Source organism: Candidatus Nomurabacteria bacterium (assembly GCA_023898425.1).
GTDB lineage: Bacteria > Patescibacteriota > Patescibacteriia > 2-12-FULL-60-25 > 2-12-FULL-60-25 > HK-STAS-PATE-2.
The window spans coordinates 872,905-893,436 of the sequence record CP060222.1 but is presented as its reverse complement, the minus strand read 5'-3'; the positions used below and the strand labels follow the sequence as shown (position 1 = coordinate 893,436).

General features: G+C 44.4%; 26 protein-coding genes, 1 tRNA gene, 1 other RNA gene and 1 pseudogene. 13 read left to right on the top strand and 16 right to left on the bottom strand.

Going from position 1 to position 20,532, the window contains the following annotated elements:
- Positions 1 to 15: 15 nt before the first annotated feature.
- Both H6759_04995 and H6759_04990 read right to left on the bottom strand, forming a co-directional pair.
- Positions 16 to 642, bottom strand: coding sequence for a hypothetical protein (locus H6759_04995; GenBank protein USN52342.1), 627 nt, complete (start codon positions 640 to 642; stop codon positions 16 to 18).
- Positions 639 to 1,118, bottom strand: coding sequence for a hypothetical protein (locus H6759_04990; GenBank protein ID USN52341.1), 480 nt, complete (start codon positions 1,116 to 1,118; stop codon positions 639 to 641). Before H6759_04990 ends, H6759_04995 begins: the two co-directional genes overlap by 4 nt.
- Positions 1,119 to 1,241: 123 nt before the next feature.
- On the opposite strand from H6759_04990, the gene ruvA reads away from it, so the two are divergent.
- The 3 genes from ruvA to H6759_04975 are packed head-to-tail and all read left to right on the top strand — an operon-like array spanning position 1,242 to position 2,787.
- Complete coding sequence (gene ruvA, locus H6759_04985) at positions 1,242 to 1,799, top strand: Holliday junction branch migration protein RuvA (protein ID USN52340.1); 558 nt, start codon at positions 1,242 to 1,244, stop codon at positions 1,797 to 1,799.
- Between the two features lie 2 nt (positions 1,800 to 1,801).
- Positions 1,802 to 2,545, top strand: coding sequence for a peptidoglycan bridge formation glycyltransferase FemA/FemB family protein (locus tag H6759_04980; protein ID USN52339.1), 744 nt, complete (start codon positions 1,802 to 1,804; stop codon positions 2,543 to 2,545).
- On the top strand, positions 2,545 to 2,787 hold the full coding sequence (locus H6759_04975) for a peptidoglycan bridge formation glycyltransferase FemA/FemB family protein (GenBank protein ID USN52338.1): 243 nt from the start codon (positions 2,545 to 2,547) through the stop codon (positions 2,785 to 2,787). Before H6759_04980 ends, H6759_04975 begins: the two co-directional genes overlap by 1 nt.
- A 44-nt stretch (positions 2,788 to 2,831) precedes the next feature.
- Here H6759_04975 and H6759_04970 read toward each other — a convergent pair whose 3' ends face one another.
- On the bottom strand, positions 2,832 to 3,308 hold the full coding sequence (locus tag H6759_04970; GenBank protein ID USN52337.1) for a DoxX family protein: 477 nt from the start codon (positions 3,306 to 3,308) through the stop codon (positions 2,832 to 2,834).
- A 570-nt stretch (positions 3,309 to 3,878) separates the two neighbouring features.
- Here H6759_04970 and H6759_04965 point away from each other — a divergent pair.
- The 4 genes from H6759_04965 (at position 3,879) to H6759_04950 (ending at position 5,245) form a co-directional block, all read left to right on the top strand.
- Positions 3,879 to 3,955, top strand: a tRNA-Ala gene (locus tag H6759_04965).
- A gap of 91 nt (positions 3,956 to 4,046) precedes the next feature.
- A complete protein-coding gene (locus tag H6759_04960; GenBank protein USN52336.1) occupies positions 4,047 to 4,262 on the top strand; it encodes a hypothetical protein in 216 nt (71 codons plus the stop codon).
- Between the two features lie 187 nt (positions 4,263 to 4,449).
- A complete protein-coding gene (locus tag H6759_04955; GenBank protein USN52335.1) occupies positions 4,450 to 4,731 on the top strand; it encodes a hypothetical protein in 282 nt (93 codons plus the stop codon).
- Between the two features lie 241 nt (positions 4,732 to 4,972).
- Positions 4,973 to 5,245 carry a hypothetical protein gene (locus H6759_04950; protein USN52334.1) on the top strand — a complete coding sequence of 91 codons (273 nt, stop codon included), beginning with the start codon at positions 4,973 to 4,975 and terminating at the stop codon, positions 5,243 to 5,245.
- 263 nt (positions 5,246 to 5,508) lie between these two features.
- Here the strand turns inward: H6759_04950 and H6759_04945 are convergent, their stop codons facing one another.
- The 9 genes and pseudogenes from H6759_04945 to H6759_04905 all read right to left on the bottom strand — a co-directional run bounded on the left by H6759_04945 (position 5,509) and on the right by H6759_04905 (position 10,120).
- Positions 5,509 to 6,132, bottom strand: coding sequence for a hypothetical protein (locus H6759_04945; GenBank protein USN52333.1), 624 nt, complete (start codon positions 6,130 to 6,132; stop codon positions 5,509 to 5,511).
- A 115-nt stretch (positions 6,133 to 6,247) separates the two neighbouring features.
- Positions 6,248 to 6,517: a hypothetical protein gene (locus H6759_04940; protein USN52332.1), complete on the bottom strand. Its 270-nt coding sequence runs from the start codon at positions 6,515 to 6,517 to the stop codon at positions 6,248 to 6,250.
- Between the two features lie 205 nt (positions 6,518 to 6,722).
- On the bottom strand, positions 6,723 to 7,319 hold the full coding sequence (locus tag H6759_04935) for a hypothetical protein (protein ID USN52331.1): 597 nt from the start codon (positions 7,317 to 7,319) through the stop codon (positions 6,723 to 6,725).
- 502 nt (positions 7,320 to 7,821) lie between these two features.
- Positions 7,822 to 8,814, bottom strand: a pseudogene (locus H6759_04930) (D-glycerate dehydrogenase).
- A gap of 43 nt (positions 8,815 to 8,857) precedes the next feature.
- Complete coding sequence (locus tag H6759_04925; GenBank protein USN53050.1) at positions 8,858 to 9,271, bottom strand: hypothetical protein; 414 nt, start codon at positions 9,269 to 9,271, stop codon at positions 8,858 to 8,860.
- Complete coding sequence (locus tag H6759_04920) at positions 9,228 to 9,407, bottom strand: hypothetical protein (GenBank protein USN52330.1); 180 nt, start codon at positions 9,405 to 9,407, stop codon at positions 9,228 to 9,230. The genes H6759_04925 and H6759_04920 overlap by 44 nt, the downstream gene beginning before the upstream one ends.
- Positions 9,319 to 9,585 carry a hypothetical protein gene (locus H6759_04915; protein USN53049.1) on the bottom strand — a complete coding sequence of 89 codons (267 nt, stop codon included), beginning with the start codon at positions 9,583 to 9,585 and terminating at the stop codon, positions 9,319 to 9,321. The genes H6759_04920 and H6759_04915 overlap by 89 nt, the downstream gene beginning before the upstream one ends.
- A 46-nt stretch (positions 9,586 to 9,631) precedes the next feature.
- The gene (locus H6759_04910; protein ID USN52329.1) at positions 9,632 to 9,787 is read right to left on the bottom strand and encodes a hypothetical protein; all 156 of its coding nucleotides are present in this window, start codon (positions 9,785 to 9,787) and stop codon (positions 9,632 to 9,634) included.
- Between the two features lie 87 nt (positions 9,788 to 9,874).
- The gene (locus H6759_04905) at positions 9,875 to 10,120 is read right to left on the bottom strand and encodes a hypothetical protein (GenBank protein USN52328.1); all 246 of its coding nucleotides are present in this window, start codon (positions 10,118 to 10,120) and stop codon (positions 9,875 to 9,877) included.
- A 533-nt stretch (positions 10,121 to 10,653) separates the two neighbouring features.
- On the opposite strand from H6759_04905, the gene H6759_04900 reads away from it, so the two are divergent.
- Together H6759_04900 and H6759_04895 are read left to right on the top strand one after the other, a co-directional pair.
- The gene (locus tag H6759_04900) at positions 10,654 to 11,241 is read left to right on the top strand and encodes a DUF2207 domain-containing protein (GenBank protein USN52327.1); all 588 of its coding nucleotides are present in this window, start codon (positions 10,654 to 10,656) and stop codon (positions 11,239 to 11,241) included.
- Positions 11,162 to 12,346: a DUF2207 domain-containing protein gene (locus tag H6759_04895; GenBank protein ID USN52326.1), complete on the top strand. Its 1,185-nt coding sequence runs from the start codon at positions 11,162 to 11,164 to the stop codon at positions 12,344 to 12,346. The genes H6759_04900 and H6759_04895 overlap by 80 nt, the downstream gene beginning before the upstream one ends.
- Positions 12,347 to 12,373: 27 nt before the next feature.
- Here the strand turns inward: H6759_04895 and H6759_04890 are convergent, their stop codons facing one another.
- On the bottom strand, positions 12,374 to 12,727 hold the full coding sequence (locus tag H6759_04890) for a DUF559 domain-containing protein (protein USN52325.1): 354 nt from the start codon (positions 12,725 to 12,727) through the stop codon (positions 12,374 to 12,376).
- A 193-nt stretch (positions 12,728 to 12,920) separates the two neighbouring features.
- On the opposite strand from H6759_04890, the gene rnpB reads away from it, so the two are divergent.
- Positions 12,921 to 13,342: RNase P RNA component class A (gene rnpB / locus H6759_04885), an RNA gene on the top strand.
- A 33-nt stretch (positions 13,343 to 13,375) separates the two neighbouring features.
- Here the strand turns inward: rnpB and H6759_04880 are convergent.
- Positions 13,376 to 13,768 (bottom strand): hypothetical protein, encoded by a 393-nt coding sequence (locus H6759_04880; GenBank protein USN52324.1) that lies wholly within the window; start codon positions 13,766 to 13,768, stop codon positions 13,376 to 13,378.
- Positions 13,769 to 13,912: 144 nt separating this feature from the next.
- Positions 13,913 to 14,347 (bottom strand): hypothetical protein, encoded by a 435-nt coding sequence (locus H6759_04875; GenBank protein USN52323.1) that lies wholly within the window; start codon positions 14,345 to 14,347, stop codon positions 13,913 to 13,915.
- A 45-nt stretch (positions 14,348 to 14,392) separates the two neighbouring features.
- Between H6759_04875 and H6759_04870 the strand changes: the two genes are divergently transcribed.
- The 3 genes from H6759_04870 to H6759_04860 all read left to right on the top strand — a co-directional run bounded on the left by H6759_04870 (position 14,393) and on the right by H6759_04860 (position 19,422).
- Positions 14,393 to 15,607: a hypothetical protein gene (locus H6759_04870; protein ID USN52322.1), complete on the top strand. Its 1,215-nt coding sequence runs from the start codon at positions 14,393 to 14,395 to the stop codon at positions 15,605 to 15,607.
- A 31-nt stretch (positions 15,608 to 15,638) separates the two neighbouring features.
- A complete protein-coding gene (locus H6759_04865) occupies positions 15,639 to 17,618 on the top strand; it encodes an adenylate/guanylate cyclase domain-containing protein (protein ID USN52321.1) in 1,980 nt (659 codons plus the stop codon).
- A 70-nt stretch (positions 17,619 to 17,688) separates the two neighbouring features.
- Positions 17,689 to 19,422 (top strand): ATP-dependent RNA helicase, encoded by a 1,734-nt coding sequence (locus H6759_04860; GenBank protein ID USN52320.1) that lies wholly within the window; start codon positions 17,689 to 17,691, stop codon positions 19,420 to 19,422.
- 39 nt (positions 19,423 to 19,461) lie between these two features.
- Here the strand turns inward: H6759_04860 and trpS are convergent, their stop codons facing one another.
- Complete coding sequence (gene trpS / locus H6759_04855) at positions 19,462 to 20,472, bottom strand: tryptophan--tRNA ligase (GenBank protein ID USN52319.1); 1,011 nt, start codon at positions 20,470 to 20,472, stop codon at positions 19,462 to 19,464.
- Positions 20,473 to 20,532: the final 60 nt, after the last annotated feature.

Sequence of the window (20,532 nt, the reverse complement as noted above, 5' to 3'; positions counted from 1 at the left end):
TTGTAGGGCGGTTGATCAAAAGGAGGGAGAAAAGTGGTGATCAGGACATCGGGGTTCGTAGGCGCCCATATCACCAACAAGCTCATGCGACTTACCGCTGAGAAAATCTTCTAGTTTTTGACGACGATAAGCGAATAATTCGAATGACTCATCCTCACCCTGAGGGTGAAAAGTAAAGTTTGTACGCGTCGCAAGCTTTTTTGAGCATAGTGTGCAAACGGCCTTCATCTTAGTGACATCGTCTGCCATCGCCAGAAGCTGCGGCATGATGCCATAAGGTCTGCCCAAGAAGTCGGTATCAAGACCACCGGCGACGATTTCAACACCTCTTTTCAGAAGGTCTTGAATGGCAGGAAGGATCGATGCATCGAGAAATTGTGCTTCATCGATGGCGACGAAATCAGCTTCTTGTGTCGCCAGAAGCAAATCTTCTGGCGTAGATATCCCAATTGCGGGAATCGGTTCAATAGCGAGGCGTGTTTTGATCGTTGATCCATCTCTCGTATCAAGAGTGGGTTTTACGGCGCATACACGTAGCTTGCGTATCTTGGCCAGCGAGATAGCCTCAATCATTCTTATGGATTTGCCAGAGCCCATAGGGCCGGCGATAACGGAAAGATGCCCACGGCGAAGCTGGCTCATGAGCATGCCTCATGAAAGAGCCCATGCTTGAGGCACAGAGGCCTCACGATGCGGACATTGTTTGGGTGGATGTGTTGAGCAACCATGACAAGCTTCTCAATAAGGAGCGTGCCATCTAGACCACCGATAAGCACATGGTGCCCTTTTTCTCGAATGGCGTTAATGGTATCAAAAGCATCGTCTTGGTTCTTGAAGCACTCGGCAGAGTCAATGATCAGCCATACTTGTTTGCCATGCATATTCTCTTCGAGAAAACTCCAGAGAGGAGCAGACTCACCGTTAAGGCCCATTGCTGGGATGCTCTGATGGTTCGCATTAGGTACGTGAGGATTGTTCATCGGTTTAGCCGTAGCTGTAACCGTGTAATATTCTCTTCCGTTCATGGCATGCGACAGATAGCAGAGTTCGGTTGAGACGCCGGCGCCACGCTTGCCTACGACAACGATAAGACTGCCTATTGGCTGTTCTTTGCTCACAATTACCTTCTTTCTCTCCCTCGTATGTGAAGGAACCTTAAGTAGTCTCTCAAACGAGCAAGAGAGTGACAAGAAATGGTCAATGCTTGCTCCAAACGGGTTTCCCCCTTACCATCAGGGCATATGATCGGATCATTACGTGGAGAAATAATAGAAAAAAGCATCGATTGGATGATTCTTGAGGTAAACGGCGTAGGATATCGTATCCGTATCAGCTCTACGGTTTCTTCTGATCTTTCGGGCAAGCAAAACGCTTTTCTTTATATCCATGACCATGTTCGCGAGGACCAAAGAGACTTATTTGGTTTTTTGCATTTAAGTGACCTTGAGCTTTTTGAGAAGCTATTAAGTATCTCAGGCGTTGGACCAAAGGCGGCTCTCACGATTCTTTCTACCGGCTCTGCTGATCAGGTGCAGACGGCCATTATGGCAGGCAACTTATCCTTTTTAACTTCAGTGCCTGGAGTAGGAACAAAAACAGCGCAAAAAATTATTCTTGAGCTTAAAGGGCAGCTCGTTTCTAAAGAAGATGAATCATCTGCCGATCAAGAAGTTGCGCAAGCGCTTATTGGATTGGGTTACTCAGCCTCTCAAGCAAAAGAGGTGTGCAAGCATATTCCTGATAGCATCACGGATCCATCAGACAAAGTACGCTATGCTCTTAAGCTTCTCGTAAAATAACTATGCCCTGGAAAGAAATCGCTACTGAATCAGAGTGGACGGCGCTTTTACCAAAAGAGCACCAATCGTTTTTGTGGTCTTGGAAGTGGGGAGAGGCTCAAGAATCATTAGGAAAAAAAGTAAAACGCATCGTTTTTATACATGAAGATGGAACAAGGTTATTTGCTGCACAAGCAATACAGCAAGCAACATTTTTTGCACTCAATTATTGGATGCTTCCTTATGGTCCTTTTGAATTAACGAGTGCAACATCAGAACAATGTAAACAGGCAATCACTCAATTACGAGATTATTTTGTCGATGCCACTTTTTTACGTATCGAACCAAGAATGCCCGAAGAAGACTACAAAGAGTTGGGCTTAGTACCTAGACGCTCTTATCAACCGGCAGTCACTAGACTTATAGATCTCACACAAACAGAAGAAGAGTTACTTGCAGGAATGCATAGCAAAACACGCTACAATGCCCGCCTTGCGGAGCGACACGGAGTAAAGGTGCGTGTAGGCAACGCACAAGATATTGATCGCTACATAGAACTAGAAGAAGAAACAGCAAAACGCGATGGCTTTAAGCCACTAAGCTCCAGCTATGTAAAAAAGCTCTTTCAAGAATTAGCGCCAAGTGGGCTTATTCGTTTACGATTAGCAGAAAAAGAAGGGGTATTGCTTGCAGCGTCTATAGAGACTGTAAGTGAAGATACAATCACCTATCTTTTGGAGCTTCGTCTTCTGAGCAACGAGAAGTAATGGCTCCATTTGCGCTTCATCTTGAAGCTATCAAAGCAGCAAAGTCAGAAGGGAAGCATTGGTATGACTTGTGGGGATGTAATCCAGAGAGTGAAGAAGACCTTTTCTATAAACCAAGTTGGAAAGGTATCACACGTTTTAAATCCGGTTGGGGAGGTGAACTTGTACGGTATGCAGGAACCTGGGATTTACCATTGCAAAAAAAGATGTACACCTTGATTCAAAGAATACGTAATATCTAAAAACACCTCCGATAAAACCGGAGGTGTTTTTATAGTTTTTAAATTTAGGCCTTTTTCATTTCGTCAGCTTTCTCTGCTGAGCAGACACCGTCTTTGCAGCAACCACAAGCACGATGAGCTACACCAAATTTACCAGATCCCATCATAGCAATGGCGAGTGTTGCACCAAGAAGGGCAAAATCAATTTCGCCTTTGGAGAAGATAGCAAAGCCTTTAACTCTCCAGAGGGCGATAAACATTACAAAAGCCAATAGATATGCTGCTGGCTTAACAAAGATACCAAGCACAAGAGCAATACCACCCAAAAATTCAGTTAATGCAACGACCCAGGCAAAGAACATTGGAGCCGGAACGCCGATTCCACCAAGCATGCCTGAGAACATCTCAAGTGAAGGCGAGCCAGTTAGCTTGCCATAACCATGCGAAATAAAAATCGCACCAATAACCACGCGAAGAATAAGGAGACCCCATTGGCGACATTTGCCATGGCAGTCTGTCTTACAAAGTAAATTGTTCATCATAGTATACCTATTATAGTGCTTTTGGTGAAAAACACCAAAAAATGTCAAACCCGCAGAGAGTGTCTGCGGGTGAGATCCTAATCGATGAACGATACGCCTTCTAGCTGGTAGCATTTATGTTGGCGCATTCCGTTCGTTGAGATTGGCAAGTTAAAGCTAATCTGGTTTTCAAACTTCAAATCACTCACGCCCAGAGTAAAACGCCCGATGACGTGAATATCTGGCTTAACTCGAATGATACGTATCAGCCATTGTTCCTTTGGCTGTGTGATGAGATATCGCGAAAAGCTGAGATAGACGCCGTCCGTGTCAGTTTTGAAAAAATAGACCCGTTGTACTGGGGAGCTGAGCTCCTTTGAGTAGAGGCAACGGACGGGTGAGTTTTCAGAAGAATGTGCTACGGGGTAGGTTGATTGTGCAAACAAGGTACACCTGTATTTGAGGGACGAGAATGCTACTAAAATATAGGTTTACCGTCAAGGATATTGCAATGTTTCTTGCTATCTGTTAAATTGCGCCCACGATACATTTGGTGCTTATCAATCGATTTGAACAAGTATATCTGGTTAAGGGCTGTTAGCTCAGTTGGCTAGAGCACCTGCTTTGCAAGCAGGGGGTCGTCGGTTCGAATCCGACACGGTCCACCACCAAAAAACGTCCTAAAACAGGACGTTTTTTGTTTTTTGTGCTAAGGTTAGGTAAGTAATTCATTTAAATACAATAATTTACCACATACCTATGAACTATTTTACCTCATGGAGTGAAGCGCTTACCGCATCCGGGCAAGGGATGATGAGCCAATTTATCTCCTATACACCAAAAATTATTGGCGCACTACTCGCATTACTTATTGGTCTTTTTATTGCTTCTCTTGTGGCAAGAGCCGTGCGAGCGGTATTGAGATACACAAAGATTGATAATGCTTTAGAAAAGATCGGCGTTAAAAAGAGTTAGAATCTTATGGTTTAGGGTTTTCGTTCTCTGGTCTTGTTTCTTGGGTAGTAAAATGGTTCTTGAACATCGTTGTCTTTATTGCCGTTGTAGATGTGCTTGAGCTTACGCAAGTAACCAACTTCTTGCAGCAAATCGCGCTCTATATCCCTAATGTCATTGTGGCTATTATCATCCCAGCCGTGTAGGCTTGATTGTAGGTAAGTTTGTACAAGACCTTGTAAAAAAAGGCGTCGAAGCATCTAAAGTCGCTTCAGGCTTTGCAGGTTTTCTCTCTGGTCTCGCTAAGTGGTCGATTGTCATCTTTACCTTGATGGCGGCTTTAGTGCAGCTCGGTATCGCTACGAGCTTGATCCAAATCGTATTGTCCGGCATTGTGGTGATGTTCTCCCTCGCAGGAGGTATTGCCTTTGGTCTCGGTGGTAAACACAAGGCAGAAAAACTTTTAGAGAGTATTGATCAAAATCTCTAAGATAGAACATTAGATAAAAATACCCTGGCTTTTGCCAGGGTATTTTTTTTATATGGACAATCAGGCTGATGGACGCTAACGTCTAAAAAGTACCTTAGAAAGGAGTTGGTATGACCTCGAACTTTCTTGCCAAAGGCACCCTGTATACAGGCACAAGAAGCTATTTTGATAGCGAAGTAGATGGAGGATATCCAAGACTCCTAGAAGCGGTTCAGCGGTAGACACAGATCTTCACGCCTTTATGTCGCAGCGATTCTTGGATAGCGCCATGTATGACGTGATGTGGGTGCCTATGCTCCTACCTATTGAAGCCAGTGTTTCAAAAAAACCGGTTAAGACGTATCTCAAACATCGTACCGAATGGCAGGCGAATCGTGATCTGACGGGTGCCTATCGCGCCCTTCTTAAACTCGCTTCACCAGAAACGGCATTAAAAGCTGTGCCGAAGCTGATGGTGCAGATGTTTAACTTCGGTCATCCTGTGACAAAGAAGTCCTCACGGGATATCACGTAGTCTCCTTTAGTGGGATTCCTGATGTATTAGAGCATTGGCTTCTAAATGCGTTTAATATCTATGGTCATAAGGTCGTTGATATGGCGGGCGGTATTGTTACGGACTTTCGTGCTGATCCGCCCCATGCTGAAGACAGGGTTCATAATGTACCCATCTCAACCATTACCGTTCATCTCACCTATGAACAAAAAATAATCTGAACGATAAACGCGCTCGAAGCTATCGAGCGCGTTTGATATTCAATCGATTTTTTTACGAACGAACTATTCTTTACTAAATGTTTTTATAACAGAGTCTAATAGATTGATATAGTCACCTTCTTCAAATAAGGCGCAATCATTTGCGCCAACTGGAACAACTGTTTTTCCGTGGCAAGCTTCTCGTTCAAAATTTGATCCATTGGCAAAATGTTTTACAAAAGTGATGACGGTGATACTTCGACCGTTCTCGAAAGCATAATTATCCGCATAGTAAACTTGTCCTGCGCCTGGGTCAGCCGTTCTTGTTACACAGAACTCGGTATTATCGATCTTTATCTTTGTGCGAGAGCCATCTCGTTCACTAGATCCATCTAAATAACAACCATCCAAGACCTTTGCATCGTTGGTGGCAAAATTATCAATGGACCATTCTGGAGTAAGGCGTCCTTTTGTTGGATATTGAAAAGTAAAACCTGACTTACTCGAATAAGAATCCCAAGTGTCATCGATCACAACAGTATTTTCTGTAGGTGAAGGAGTCGCTGTTGTTGCTGTTGAGGATGTTGTTTGTGTCGCCGCTGTTGTTTCTGGAGGGGTCTTAATGGGCGCTGTTGTATTGCAGCCAATACCAAATAAGGCAACCGCAGAAAGCGAAAGCAAGAGCTTTGTAAATGAATAACGTTTCATACTATAGATAGCGTAGTACGCTTGGCGCATTCTGGCAACGAAAAGCCCCATCAAGCAGATGGGGCAATAGTTTTAGGCGATCAGACGTTGTTGACGCTGATGGTGATGAAATACCCTAGAAGGAGGCGTTAACCTTACCGGAAAGGAAAAGGGCCGAATCTGCCGAAGGCTTGTGTTCTGTGGTCGCAAGAACAGGAGATGCCGGAGAGGGCCAAAACTTGATCGCCTCGCCTTGAATGGCGTTACGATAAAGGATGATGTCGCCTTGTCTATGCGCTTTGCTCAGAAGGTCATCAATAGACGTTCGAGAATGCGTATCAGAATACAGAAGATATAACGTCTCTCTTCCAAATGGAAAAAGTCGTTGATCTTGGGGGTTCGTCATGAAGCTGCGTCACGCGAAGCGCTTGAAGCAGATCTTGTGTCGTCTTCAGTTGTGACGGTAGATCTTGAGAGCGACACGCTATCTCGTATCGCTCTTTGGCAGAGCGATAGGGAGTGCTTTTGCTACGCTTAAAGATGATAGGCTCATACCGTCTATTTTGGCTATGGTTTCTCTCAATCGATGAAAGACGGATAGATAGTCTACGTTATCGGTAAACGTCGAAAAGGCTTACTTCGGTGAGCTCGTGGTTTAGGTTCGATAGCCGTTCCAAGATTGGACTGGGTGTATCTCCACAAAACTCATACGTGAGCAAAGTGATTGCAGCGAGCTCAGAAAGAATGCTTGGTGAATGCCAGCCCAGTTCAGAAAAACATTCGGGTATTTGCACCGAGATAATCTTACGTACACGCTCTCTTGAGAGCTGGTGTATTGAGCCTGCGTCTTTGTAGGTTTTTTCCAATAAAAAGATATTCGAGGCAGAGATCGGCTTCCATAAAACCAAGTTGGCTGACAAGAAATGACAGATAGTCTTCAAAAGGCCTTTTGCATTTGCATGTAGCTCATGGATGAGCGCTCTTGAAGAAGGGCTTAGAGACGTATGTGATGACAGATATTCATACTCATTGTGCCGCTCTGTCTGAAGGGACATGATCGGTATTTCCATCTCAGCGATGAGGTCGGCAAGACCTTTTATTGAGATGATGCCATGCTTATTTACAAATAATGGGTTTTTTCTACGAACACCCTCCTGATGGATATCAGTGATGGAGGGTATGTCCCCAATGATTGTGTAGCTGCGCATCGATGGATTTGCATGCTAGATAGAGAGCATTTCTTTCGAATGGTTGTCTGTAGAGACGAAACTCTTCATCCGTACGATTTCTCTGTAACTCATTTCTCATCCACAAACGCAGGTATGTAAGAAATGTCGTATTCTTTTTTGGATTAAAACGGTTCATTGCTTTTTTCATCGCAAAATAGACGAGGAAAGGAGTTCTTCGTGCTGCATACTGATGATGCGGCTTTATGATTCTCAGTAATGCCCCAGGTAAATGCGTCGAGATAACAAGCTCTTCGAGATCTCGTTTGCGACTGGCGTCATCGCGAGGATTGATATTCTATGATGGCTTCTACGGTTTCTTGTTGAGTGAGCCCGCCAATCCGCCGCCGATCTTTTAGCAACTGAATAGGTTCGTTTGCATTCCGTTCATTTCTCATGAGTCCTCTTAGGGTGTGAAAAGAGCAAATAACGAAGATCTAAGCAAAAAACACCCTCTTCGTCAAAGAAGAGAGTGTTTTAAGGGTTATTTTGCTGGACTTAGTGGCGGCTTGCCTTTGAGCACAGCGATGATGTTTTCTGCAGCCATTTTTGACATGGCGGATCGTGCTTCTATTGTAGCGCTAGCCGTGTGCGGCGTTAAGTACAACGTTCTTAAAAGACTTAAGTTCTAGCTTATCCGTGAGATCACAATCTATGGCAGGCTCACATTCAAAGACATCGAGTCCAGCACCACCAATGCGACCAGTGCGCAATGCGCGTAACAGCGCCTTCTCTCGAACAACCGGGCCTCTTGAGGTATTGATAAGAAGAGCCGTTTTTTCATCTGCGAAAACTCAGCTGTATCAATAAGGTGCTTTGTCGAGGGGAGTAGAGGCACGTGCAATGAAATGGCGTCAGACGTTTGAAGAAGTTTTTTCTTTAGAAAGATATTTTGCGCCAAATTGTTTTTCAAAATCTTTGTCACGCTTCATGTCAGTATAGACAACCTTCATACCAAAGCCTTGTACCGCATGCTCGGCAACAAGCTTACCAATACGACCAAGTCCAATAAGACCAAGTGTGTCTTACCGCGTAGGTCATAGCCCATAAAATGATTAGGGACCAGCCTTTGGTATTTTTCTGCGCGAGCATAGGCATCCGCCTCAATCATGCGATGAGCGAGCACGATGAGCAATCCGATTGTATGCTCAGCAACGGACTCGGCTGCTTCTTCTACAGGAGTATTCGTAATAATAATCCCTCGCTTCTTGCCTCTTTTAGATCAACATTATCAAATCCGATCGCGTAATTCGCCACGATTTTTAATTGAGGGCCTGCCGCATCAAAAAAAAATTCTTTATCAATACGGTCTGTGAGAATGGGGAGTACGGCATCAACGCCTTTAATGCGTTTAAGGAGTTCTTTGCGAGGAATAATCTCATCTCTCTCATAGATATCTACCGTAACATTCTTTTTGCTTTTTAAGAAGTGAGAGCGCTGGTTCTGGTATAGGCCGCGCAATGAAAACTTTTTGCATAGGAGTGGTAGGGTTATCGATGAGCGAACGAAAGAAAGGGTTTTTAGGTTTTTGTGACATGTTGAGCGGCTATTTTAACGGCGGGTAGCAATGCATTAACCACCAAGAGTAAGAGCACCTGTTTTGGAACAATACCTAGCTCACGAAAGAACTTATCGCCAACAAAGAGCGCGAGCGTATTGTTCATATAAAGCATACAAAGTGCGATCGTAACGCGCTCTGACGGCTGTCGCCAGGTAGCGATATAATATCCACCCCACGTGAGCGCTCCAAGAAGCGCCATCGCAAAAAGCATGATACCACCATCGGTGAGAGTAAACGTAATACCTTCGCCAGCAGAATCCGCGACAATACCCGTGATAAGAAAGCCAAAAGCAATGACCGAGATATTACGCCAAAGGGCATCACGCTTTTTATTTGTTTTGGCACCGCTTTTGAACAAGAACCCCAAGGGCAAACGGGGCAACAATAGTAAGAAAGAGAGAGATAAACATGCGTGCCGTATCAATTTCTACCGTAGTACCAATAGCTACCTTGCTTACAAACGGAATAGTGAGCGGCGCAAGTAATGAGGTGAATGGTTGTAATAACAAGAGCGAGGCGATGTTTTACCTCCAAAAAATTCTCTGCCATGAGCGCAATAGTGGTACCCGTAGGCATCGCGCCTAAAATAAGCAGTGCCACTGACCATTCTGTGGGTAAAAAAGAGGCTGAAAAAAACAACGCAAACGGCATCACAATGAGCATGTAGATGCTTGCAAATAACGTCATGCGCCAATCTTTGGCGTATAGCCCACCACCTCATCTAGCGAAAGTCTTAAGCTAGAAAAAAGAAGACTAATATCAGTAATTGCGTAGAGTACGCATTGATAAAGTTTAGCTGCGAGGGGAGAGTAATGCCCAAGATAACTCCGAGAAGAATAACGAGTACCTGATTCTCGGTAAGTAAGCGCTTTATTTTTGCAGAGAACATACGTGGTAGTGTAACTGTTTATTGGTATTTTGTCTCTGAATCTATAATTAGCCGGTTAACTTGACGATCGTACGATATAACGTATTATTACCTACTCATTGTCTGCAGCTGTCCTACTATCCGGGAGGTGTTAGCAATGAAGAAAAAGTTCTCTAACCTGTGCGTTACGACACGAAGTGAAAGGTGTTTGATTGGTGTCGTTTGCTTATCACTGCTTTGCGCGCTGATAGGCTCACCTATTCTTTGTGGAATTTCAATCGCTAAAAAAATCAGCCCTCTTGAGATAGTGATAGTATTCGGGTCACCGTCACCACCGCTCTCACGCTTTTTCATATAACGGCCATCGCTTTGTTGTATAGCATTGAGCGAGGCAAACAAGCTCTTTGTTCATATTCTACTGGCTCTCAATGTATCCTTCACCGGATTGAGCTTATTCTGACGCCCTCGGCTTAACTAAGCTGGGGGTGATTTCATATCTATTGACAATTTTCTTGGCGAGGCAGACCATATGGCGCTGTACGGAGGTTCTCCATGCACCTTTTAGACACACCAAAACAACGCAGTGTTCGCAACGCTTTGCTGTGTTACCTTTGGCGCATTGCACAATGTTGACATCCGCCCTGTTCATGCACTGGTATTTACTTCAACCAAGTGAAAATAACGATGTTATTATTGTCATTCAGCGATGCTGGTAACAACTCACATTACGATCCAGTTGCTTCAACAAGCTTCTCGTTGGCTGCATCCAAGCAGCCTTGCAAATATCGCCCGCACTCCTAAAAATGCGACATCACTTTCTTAAACCCCGCTATCTTCGGGGTTTTAAGTTGCCCTCGATAGATATAACGTTCTACCATCTAGCTACTATGAAGTATCTGTATCGTTGGCTCTATACGAGTGTCTTTTTGTTGATGTTAGCGTTGCCACAATGGGTAGGCGCTCAAACCCTTCGCCCAGAACAAATCACACGTTTTGATGTTGTTGCTACAATCAATAAAGATCGTCGTATCACCGTAGAAGAAACGATCGAATATGATTTTGGTTCACAATTTAGACATGGGATCTATCGTTATATCCCAACGGGCTATGATCGTAATGGCGGAAGATATTATCTATTGTTAGACCTCGTAAGCGTTACCCAAGATGGTAATAAAGCTATCTACACAAAAACAAAAAATCCAAATGAAACAAATCTAAAAATCGGTGAAGGTGATAAGACGATAACGGGTAAGCATACCTATGTTATTCGATATAACGTCAATCGTGCGCTTAACGACTTTCCGGACGAAGATGTTGTTGAATGGTATTGGAATGTGACAGGTAACGGTTGGAATGTACCCATCCTTTCATCATCGCTTACCATGCGTGGTCCGGTTGAAGCAGGTAGATTCTACTTGTTTTACCGGTGTCTATGGATCAACACAAAAAGCCTGTTCGATAACGAAAACAGGTGATGTTTATGAGACGCGATTAACGAAACCTCTCTCTGCTCGCGAAGGGTTAACGGTGGCATTTCGATTTCCACTAGAGTCAGTATTACCGGTAAGTACAAGTGATAAAATTCTATTTTGGATGGTTGATAATGCTTGGGCTGCAACGCCGTTTGTTGTTTTCTTTGTGATGTATGGCATCTGGTGGTTTAAAGGACGAGATCCAAAAGGCCGAGGAACAATCATTGCTCAATACGAAGAACCATATAAATTAAACGTATTACAAATGTCAGGGTTGCTAGATGAATCTGTTACCTCTCGCGCAGTAACGGCAGCGCTATTAGATTTAGCGCGTAGAGGATATATGCACGTTGAATACGAAGGTGAGAAAAACAAAAAAATGTTTTTGGTCAAAGATCGAAAGGCAGATAGTGGTATGAATGATGCAGAACGAACGCTTTTTGACGGGGTTTTTTCCGAAGGCGATCGAGTGGACACAGACAAACGTGTTGACGATCTCTATATTGCTGTTTCGAAAGCTCGTGAGTTAACGGTTAAACAATTAGTAAATGATGGCTATTACGATAAGCGTCCAGGCATCGTAAGAGGGTTATGGTATACCGCTGCATTTGCTGTACCCGTTATTATGATGATGACACTCACAGCTTTTCTTGGTTCTCTCATGATAGTGAGCTCGATTATAAGCGGTATCATTATGATGTTTTTTGCGCATTATATGCCGCGCGTGACGCGTAAAGGTGCTATTGTTCGAGAAGAAATCAAAGGCTTTAAAACTTTTCTCTCCGTAACAGAAGAAAAGCGCTTAGCATTTACTGATGCGCCTGAAAAAAAACCAGAACAGTTTGCACGTTTTTTGCCAGCGGCTGTCTTGTTTGGAGTAGAAAAGAAATGGGCGAACCAATTTAAAGACATGCAAGTGCCTTCGCCTGAGTATGTACAAGGGTACAATAATTTTAACGTAGGTTCTTTTGTAAATACGGTTCATGCCATGGAGTCTGACATGTCGAGCTCCTATGCAGCGCCTTCGTCATCAGGATCCGGTGGTTCTGGCTTTTCGGGAGGCGGCTCCGGCGGCGGTGGAGGTGGAGGAGGCGGAGGGAGTTGGTAGCAAATCCACCTTGTGTTCCTCCTTTATTTAAAGGAGGAAATCATTCAACGCTAAAATACATTTACTGCAATCATTTAACACTGTTTCATTGGTAAATCGTATGGTTTGTAAATTGTACGAAGCTAACACTTCGTCTCTCGACCGATCATAGTCACATTGAAGCTGATGAATGTCGCCATCAATTTCAATAACGAGCTTCAATTCTGCATAATAAAAATCTACAATAAACTGAAGTAATGGTTTTTGCCGATTCCAGCGATAGTGACCAAGCTTACTCTTGGGTAATACGACATTCCAAAAGTGTTTCTCAGCCTTGGTAGGAACTTTTCTCATTTCTTGTGAACGCTTTCTAAGTGCTTTGTTATAGGGTAAGTAGCGCATGATATACCCCGTTCCACAATATTCGCTACTTCGTCAAACAGTAAAAGGATCCAACGGGGTACCTACCCTCCCTAAAGGAGCGGCTTGAGTTAGACCTCCCTCTTCTTTAAATAAAGAAGAGGGAATGAGGGAGATGATTCGCGCGATGGATGAAAGTAGACAAAACAAGCAAAATAATCTAGTATTCGCCCGCTAGGTAAGACAGATGACTGCCCTAACGTTTACGTTGGGGAGGAAAGTCCGAGCACCGATCTCATCGCAAGGTGAGTGAAGGCGGAAGCGGCTAATGACCGCCCGGATATAGCTTCGAGAGCAATCGAGGAGTAAACCGAGGGAAAGTGCCACAGAGACAATACTAGTCCACGTAAGTGGATGAAAGGTGAAAAGTGAAGTCGGGTGGTTTTTCGCAAGAATTGCTGCCAGCCTTCTCGGCCATTGGTAACAGTGGTTCGCGGCAAACCCTTCCTGGTGCAAGAACAAATTCTGAGGTCGTAAGACCAAAGTATGGTCGTTCGCTTGAGGTGATGGGCAACCAGCATCCCAGAGAGATAGTCATCCCCCGTTATTGGCAAGAGTATCGGGTGACAGAACTCGGCTTATCGTCTTATCTCGCACATAAAAAACACCTCGATAGTCTCGAGGTGTTTTTTATGTGCGCCATGGGACTTTTACACGACGTTTCATGAGCGACTCAGCTCCATACCACATGCCGGCAAATCCTATACAAATAGCGATGAGACGAAATAGCCATCCGATAAATGGAATGTAAAAGAATAGCCATAAAAGCGGAATCCCAATGCCGGGCGATAAAAGTAGCATGCGCCTTTTACTCGGCTGAAAATGTTGTGCGAGTACATGACCTAATAATCCACCAGCCAAGAGTTGTGCCGAATAAACAAAAGCTAACCAGATCGCAAGTAATGCAAAGCCAATAGGAATACCAATAATAGTAAAGATACATAAGAGCGCCAAAACAGGGATACCCATTGCGAGCCATGCCCCCAAAGCAAGGTATAACGTTTTTGACGATGATTTGCTCATAAGCATCTTCGATCCGTTTCGGAAAAATAGCGCTAAGAATAAAAGCGAAAGTAAGTGCAGATGCGATTGAAATAAGATATCTCTGGAAGAGTCTGTAGAGGTAGTCTTGTTTTGATAACGCCGTTTTAAAACCAAAGAGAGGTTTTAATTGTATAAACCGTTCTTGATCAGGAAAAAGTTGTGAAACAACTTTTTGGACCAGACGTACCACTCAGAGTGTAGTCTAGCGCCGGTATTTATATTTAGCGTAGAGCTAATGATCGTTGCTCTTTGCTGTACATCCGCTGAAACCGTTGTGTTAAGTGCAATAAGGCGAATATCGCCCGTCACTGGTGCGTTGATAGAGATCGTTTTTGCAGCGCAAAGCACATCTCCATAAACGGGTGCATCAATGGTTACGTTCAGTCCCATACAAAAAACATCACCTTGCACGGGCTGTTCGATAACAATGCTTTCGTCCATAAGAAACTGACTCTCATGAGAATAGCTATTCAATAACGTTTTATCTTCAGGAAAAAACGTCGTGGCCGATACTTGGAGCGGCAAGAGGGCAAGAAAAAGCCCCAAGATCCATTTCATGCTTAGAGTATAGCTGTTTTTCCTTTTCTTTAGTATAACTGCTTTATGAAGCGTTGGTTGGTGGGTATGATTGTCGCCCTGTTATTAGGATGGGGTTTTTGGCGTATTGGTACCATTGAGCCGCTCCCTCAAGAGTTGCAAAGTTATACAGAAATTGATCATGGGGATGCGCTCACTGCTTGGATAGACCCAACAAACCAAACGCAGCAGTCAAGCGAAGTGCGAGCAGCGTTAATAACTTGGACAAAAGGTGAAGCATCTTTTATTGCATGGTTACGAGCACCGTCACGATGGTTGCATCAACGTCTAAATAAAAATAATGAGACGGTAGAGTTGCAGCGCATCGTCACTCGCTTATTAGAGATGCGTCAATTGGCGGATGATAATAAATCTGGCACAGCCTCAAAAGCATTTCTCGATGAAGAATACCGCTGGAAGGAGCGCATAGAAAAAGACGCTCGATATAAAGATACACTTCGCAAAGGACTGTATCTTGGATATTGGATTTTTGCGGATATTGATGACCGTCATGGATCGTATCGCATTAAACAACAACTTGAAGATTGGCGCCTTACTCTGTCACGTGATGAGACTGAAAGCTTAGCGCTGCGCTTATTATCACTTCATTCACGAATGAATGAATCAAGACAAGCACTAGAACAAAAACGTTACGAAGAAGCGGCACTCGCGGCATCCGTAAGTCTTCAGGGGCTCAATAATGTTGCAAATGATATGGATCAATTACGTCCACGTTGGACGGAGAGTCAAGCGAGTGTTTTTGGTGAGATTTGGTCAAAACTACGATCTCAAACGCTAACTTTGCAAGAGATTATAACCTTGGCTAGCCGTGATATAGAGGATAACTCAATCGTAGGCGTTTCGATGACCACGTCTACTGTAGACGGTACTCTTACCGTGTCATCCACCACGTCTACGCTACCTACCGTGGTGACATCGACTGCGCCAACAGCGCCAACATCAACAACAACCACCATTACGCGTATCAGCGTTATTCCAAGTTCTACAGGCTTATCATTTGGTCAAACAATTTCACTGCGAGCGTACGCTATTCGTGACGATGGTGAACGCAGTGATATTACAACGCAATGTCGTTTTAGTTCTGCGCCAGAAGGATTTGGCCAAATCGACAAACAATTCTTCAGTGCTTTAGCAAATGCTGGTTCGGCTGTTATCACTGCAAAATGTCAGCTAGAAAATCAGACATATACAGGTTCGGTTACTGTTGAGGTGCGCTTTTGACAAAAAACGTTCTACGCCTGACCATAGGAGCATGAAACAACGTTTATTGTCGCTTGCCGGCATGCTTATTGTCTGTGCGCTCTGTGTGATTTCTGTTGATGCGCTTGGACTTTTCCACACAGCATCCTCAAGATTAACAGACGCTATTTTTCTTCACCGAGAACCAGATAGTCGTCTACTCGTTGTTGCTATTGATGACGCCTCCTTATCTCGTATTGGTCGTTGGCCTTGGGATAGATCCGTTCATGCCGAACTTGTTCGTAGACTTTCAAATGCAGGAGCAAGAGTCATTGCTTTGGATATTAATTTTCCTGAGAACTCAACCCCAGAAAGTGATGCAGAACTTGCTCGTGCGATTCAACAAGCGGGCAATGTTGTTTTGCCTATAGAATTATCAAACGTTGTTATTCAAGATGGTCAGTATGTCCAAGAAGGGCAATCTGTTAAACCGATCTCAAGTATACTCGGTGTAGCATCAGCATCAGGTTTTACAAATCTCCCTTTGGACTCTGATAATGTCGCACGTCGTTTACCCGTATCCGTAAATGAAAAAGACGGCTCACAAATCTATGGCTTTGCTGCAGAAGCCTTACGTATTGCACGGCTTGTACCGGCGCTAAATGAGATCCCAACAGATCGTTCAAAACGGTTCATTATCAATTACCCAGGACAACCCGGTGTATTACCGAGACTATCAGCTGCCGATATTCTTCAGGGCTCAGCAGACTTAAGTGTTGTAAAAGACAAGATTGTTTTTGTCGGCGCAACAGCGAGAGATTTGCATGATGAACAACTCGTCCCAACATCAGGAGGTATTCCTATGAGCGGTGTAGAGATTCATGCTTCTATTGCAGATACATTACTTACGAGACTTTGGCTGAAAGATGCGTCATTTATCGCAAATGCGTTAAGTTTATTGATGGGCATTCTTCTTATTGGTTTTTCTGCCTTTTTATTACGCCCTCGTTATAGCGTGATCGCACTTATTGTCATTATTTTCGGGTATATTACCGCGGGATTTTTATTATTCGATAAAGGAATTTTACTTGGCCTCTTTTGGCCGGTCGTTGCTGTGATCGCCGCTTATATGGGCGCATCTGTCTATCGTTTCGTTGCATCCGAGCAAGACAAAACCGAAATCAAACAAATTTTTGGACGATATGTATCGCCAAGTGTCGTTGAATCGTTAATGAAGGACCCATCAAAAATCCGTCTTGGGGGAGAGCGTCGACGCATGACCGTATTATTTTCTGATCTACGCGGATTTACCACGCTTTCTGAAGGGCTCAGTCCAGAGCAACTCGTCGAAGTATTAAATATGTATCTCGATGAGATGACGAAAATTGTTTTTGCCGAAGGGGGAGTACTTGATAAATATATTGGTGACGCGGTCATGGCTTTTTGGAATGCACCAATGGATCAAACCGATCATGCGCTTCGAGCTGTTCGATGTGCTTTAGCGATGAAAAAGCGTTTGCATGAAATGAACGAACAAAAACTTTTTCCAAATGGCGTTCAATTACGTGTTGGTATTGGGATGAATACCGGAGAGATGGTGGTTGGCAATATCGGCTCGTCACTACGTCATGATTATACCGTCATCGGAGACAGCGTAAATCTTGCTTCACGTACCGAAAGCTTATGTAAAGATTATGGATCAGAAATCATCGTCACAAAGAATACCTTAGATGAATTACAGGGCGAATATCTCCAACGCGAATTAGACCAGGTTGCTGTGAAGGGCAAAACCGAACCGGTAAAAATTCATGAAATCGTAGAAAAGATGGATCAAGCAACCGACCTTGAAAAAGAACGCGTTGTTCGTTACTCAGATGCATTGACAATGTACTACCAAAGCCAATTCTCAGAGGCTAAGAGGCTCTTTAACGAGTACTTAGAGCTTTATCCGTCCGATTTGCCAGCTAAGCTCTTTTTCGAGCGCTGTAGCGAATATGAAGCGAATCCTCCGGGAGAGGGTTGGGACGGTACATTTGTGAGAAAGACGAAGTAGAATATATTGACAAAATCCCCCAAAAACGTTGAGGTAGCTCTGTTCAATCTTGAACCATAGGAGGTGAGCTGTGTACCTTCCCATTACAAAACAACGTGATCGAATCATGCAGACCATCCTCGACAATTCAGTAACGATCATTGTCGCTGAAACGGGGAGTGGTAAGTCGACTCAGGTGCCGCGGTATCTGCTCGATTATGGCTTTCGGGTCGTAGTGGCTCAGCCACGTCGCTTAGCAGCCTTTTCAGTCGCTGAATTCGTGGCTGCTGAATACGGCGAGTCACTGGGTGAAACAATTGGCGTGCGCACGCGTGATGACAAACTTTCTAGCGCAAAAACGCGTCTTTTGTTCGCTACCGACGGACTCGTTGTGATGCGCGAACTCATGGGGCACAATTCTCATTTTGATGTACTCGTCATCGACGAAGTGCATGAATGGAACACTCATATTGAAGCGCTGATCGCTCTGGCGCATCGAGCTATCATCGAAGGTCATCAGATCAAGATCGTTATCATGAGCGCGACGCTCGATGCTGCGCGGCTCTCAGAATACTTTGATGATGCACCTGTTGTGACGGTGACGGGGCGTAATCACTTGGTGAAGAAGATCAAAAAAGGCGCTTCTATCGCTCATGACGCTAATGCTTTGCTCAAACAAGGTAAAAACGTTTTGGTCTTTGTACCTGGAAAGCGCGAAATCCAACAGTTGATGGAGGAGCTTAATAGCGAGCACCGCATAGATGCCGTTATTCTACCCCTGCATGCCGAGCTTGACGCACGTAAACAACAGCGCTGCTTCAAGCACTATGATCGACCTAAGTGCATCATTGCTACTTCAGTCGCGCAAACGTCGATTACGATCGACGATATCGATGCGGTTATTGATTCGGGTCTGGAGAACCGAGCTTACGTCGAAGGTGGTGTCACCGGCCTCTATGAAGCGGTAATTTCGCTTGCAGATGCCGAGCAGCGTCGAGGACGAGCCGGGCGTACCAAGCTTGGCTACTACATCGATCATGCTCCTGAAGGCGATCGACACGAGTATCCTATCCCTGCAATCATGTGCACCAAGCTCGAGCAAATCGCGTTGAAGCTTGCTATGGTTGGTCACCGTATGTATGACATCATCTTTTTTCACCAGCCTCCTGAGTATTTGGTAAGGGACGCCGAAAGAACGCTACAGGCGCTCGGATGCCTAAGCCCATCAGGCAAGGTAACGAAAAAAGGCGGACGCATCGCTCTGCTCCCAATTTCGGTCGAAGCGGGCTGTATGCTGCTCGAAGCTGAGCGTCTCGGTGTCGTGGACGAAATCATCCCCATTATCTCAGTCTTTGAAGCGGGAGGTATTACCGAAGGCGACGGACGCAGAGGTTTTGGCGAATGGCGCGAGCTCTGCAGTGACGAGCAAGATTCAGATCTTATCGCTCAATCTAAGGTCTTTATGGCCATACGCTCTATGCCGTTATATCTGCGTGAGCGTTATGCTCTTAGGTCAAAGGCGGTAGAGCGTGCCGAAGGCGTCTACAAGAGTCTTATGTGCAATCTTTCGACAAAGGTCAGTCTTGATGCCCCGTATGGCGGCAGAGAAGCGATTATTGCCTCGATCAGAGCGGGGTTACTAAATACGTTCAGCCGTACAGATAAGAAGCGCATCTATTATTCATCAAAAGGTGAAAAGCGTATCTTGCAAAAATCGAGCATCATCGCTCATCATTCTCGTATTGTCGGAGTTCCTTGGAACCTGTGTCCCGAGTACGACGGCAAAGTAAAATTGTTCATTCTGTTTGCCACGAAGGCAGCCTAAAACAAACCCCGTACCAACCTGGTACGGGGTATTTGTTTTTTATCGCCCTAATCCAACTTTCTTTTTTACGCGTTCAAGTTTCGCTTTTGCAATCATGCGAGCCTTGTTAGCACCCTCATCAAGAATAGCATTTAACTCAGCAGGATTTTCGCGTAGTTCATTAATGCGTTTTGTAATGGGTGCAAGCACGGTAACAACGCTCTCAGCGACAGCTTTCTTAAAATCTCCATAGCCCTTTCCGGCAAATTCTTGCTCGATCTCGGCCATAGATTTATCCGTCATGTGGTGATAGATCGTCATGAGATTGGCGATGGCTGGTTTTGTTTCTGGGTCGTATTTTACGATGCCGTCATTATCGGTTACGGCCTTCATGATTTTTTTGGTGATCGTTTCAGCGTCATCATCAAGAAGAATAGTACCAATTTTTGATTCATCGCTCTTGCTCATTTTCTTTAAAGGATCTTGCAAGCTCATGATGCGCGCACCTTGTTCTTGAACAAGCGCTTTTGGCAAAATGAAGGTTTGCTCATAGAACTCGTCTTCTTCGTAGGTTGAGTTAAAGCGTTGAGCGATATCACGGGTGAGCTCTACATGCTGTACCTGATCTTCACCAACAGGAACAACCGTTGTGTCATAGAGCAAAATATCTGCCGCCATTAAAACCGGATAGGTAAATAGACCTACGCCAGCACCTTCGGCGCCTTCTTTTTGAGATTTGTCTTTAAATTGAGTCATGCGTGAAAGCTCACCCATACGCGTAGAACAACCAAGGATCCAAGCGAGCTCTGCATGTTCAGCGACTTCGCTCTGGATAAAGATAATCGTTTTTTCAGGATCAAGACCAACAGCAATATAAGCCGCAGCAACGTCTAAAGTGAGCTTACGTAGTGTTTTAGGATCTTGCGGTACGGTAATCGCATGAGAATCCACAATACAAAAGATAGACGGGTATTGATGCTGCAAGGTCATCCATTGCTTAAACGCACCAATATAATTACCCAAGGTTGGGATAGAAGTCGGTTTTACTCCCGAAAATAGCATCTCTTTCATGTGGCGAGATTAGCTCACCAATGATAAAAAGTAAATAAAAAATCCCCCGAAGGGGATCTT

Excerpts from the sequence above, each read along its gene's own strand:
- H6759_04995 (USN52342.1), bottom strand. The coding sequence starts at position 642 with ATGAGCCAGCTTCGCCGTGGGCATCTTTCCGTTATCGCCGGCCCTATG.
- ruvA (USN52340.1), top strand. The coding sequence starts at position 1,242 with ATGATCGGATCATTACGTGGAGAAATAATAGAAAAAAGCATCGATTGG.
- H6759_04980 (USN52339.1), top strand. The coding sequence starts at position 1,802 with ATGCCCTGGAAAGAAATCGCTACTGAATCAGAGTGGACGGCGCTTTTA.
- H6759_04975 (USN52338.1), top strand. The coding sequence starts at position 2,545 with ATGGCTCCATTTGCGCTTCATCTTGAAGCTATCAAAGCAGCAAAGTCA.
- H6759_04970 (USN52337.1), bottom strand. The coding sequence starts at position 3,308 with ATGATGAACAATTTACTTTGTAAGACAGACTGCCATGGCAAATGTCGC.
- H6759_04960 (USN52336.1), top strand. The coding sequence starts at position 4,047 with ATGAACTATTTTACCTCATGGAGTGAAGCGCTTACCGCATCCGGGCAA.
- H6759_04950 (USN52334.1), top strand. The coding sequence starts at position 4,973 with ATGTCGCAGCGATTCTTGGATAGCGCCATGTATGACGTGATGTGGGTG.
- H6759_04945 (USN52333.1), bottom strand. The coding sequence starts at position 6,132 with ATGAAACGTTATTCATTTACAAAGCTCTTGCTTTCGCTTTCTGCGGTT.
- H6759_04940 (USN52332.1), bottom strand. The coding sequence starts at position 6,517 with ATGACGAACCCCCAAGATCAACGACTTTTTCCATTTGGAAGAGAGACG.
- H6759_04935 (USN52331.1), bottom strand. The coding sequence starts at position 7,319 with ATGCGCAGCTACACAATCATTGGGGACATACCCTCCATCACTGATATC.
- H6759_04915 (USN53049.1), bottom strand. The coding sequence starts at position 9,585 with ATGACGTTATTTGCAAGCATCTACATGCTCATTGTGATGCCGTTTGCG.
- H6759_04910 (USN52329.1), bottom strand. The coding sequence starts at position 9,787 with ATGTTCTCTGCAAAAATAAAGCGCTTACTTACCGAGAATCAGGTACTC.
- H6759_04905 (USN52328.1), bottom strand. The coding sequence starts at position 10,120 with ATGAAAAAGCGTGAGAGCGGTGGTGACGGTGACCCGAATACTATCACT.
- H6759_04900 (USN52327.1), top strand. The coding sequence starts at position 10,654 with ATGAAGTATCTGTATCGTTGGCTCTATACGAGTGTCTTTTTGTTGATG.
- H6759_04890 (USN52325.1), bottom strand. The coding sequence starts at position 12,727 with ATGCGCTACTTACCCTATAACAAAGCACTTAGAAAGCGTTCACAAGAA.
- H6759_04880 (USN52324.1), bottom strand. The coding sequence starts at position 13,768 with ATGAGCAAATCATCGTCAAAAACGTTATACCTTGCTTTGGGGGCATGG.
- H6759_04875 (USN52323.1), bottom strand. The coding sequence starts at position 14,347 with ATGAAATGGATCTTGGGGCTTTTTCTTGCCCTCTTGCCGCTCCAAGTA.
- H6759_04870 (USN52322.1), top strand. The coding sequence starts at position 14,393 with ATGAAGCGTTGGTTGGTGGGTATGATTGTCGCCCTGTTATTAGGATGG.
- H6759_04865 (USN52321.1), top strand. The coding sequence starts at position 15,639 with ATGAAACAACGTTTATTGTCGCTTGCCGGCATGCTTATTGTCTGTGCG.
- trpS (USN52319.1), bottom strand. The coding sequence starts at position 20,472 with ATGAAAGAGATGCTATTTTCGGGAGTAAAACCGACTTCTATCCCAACC.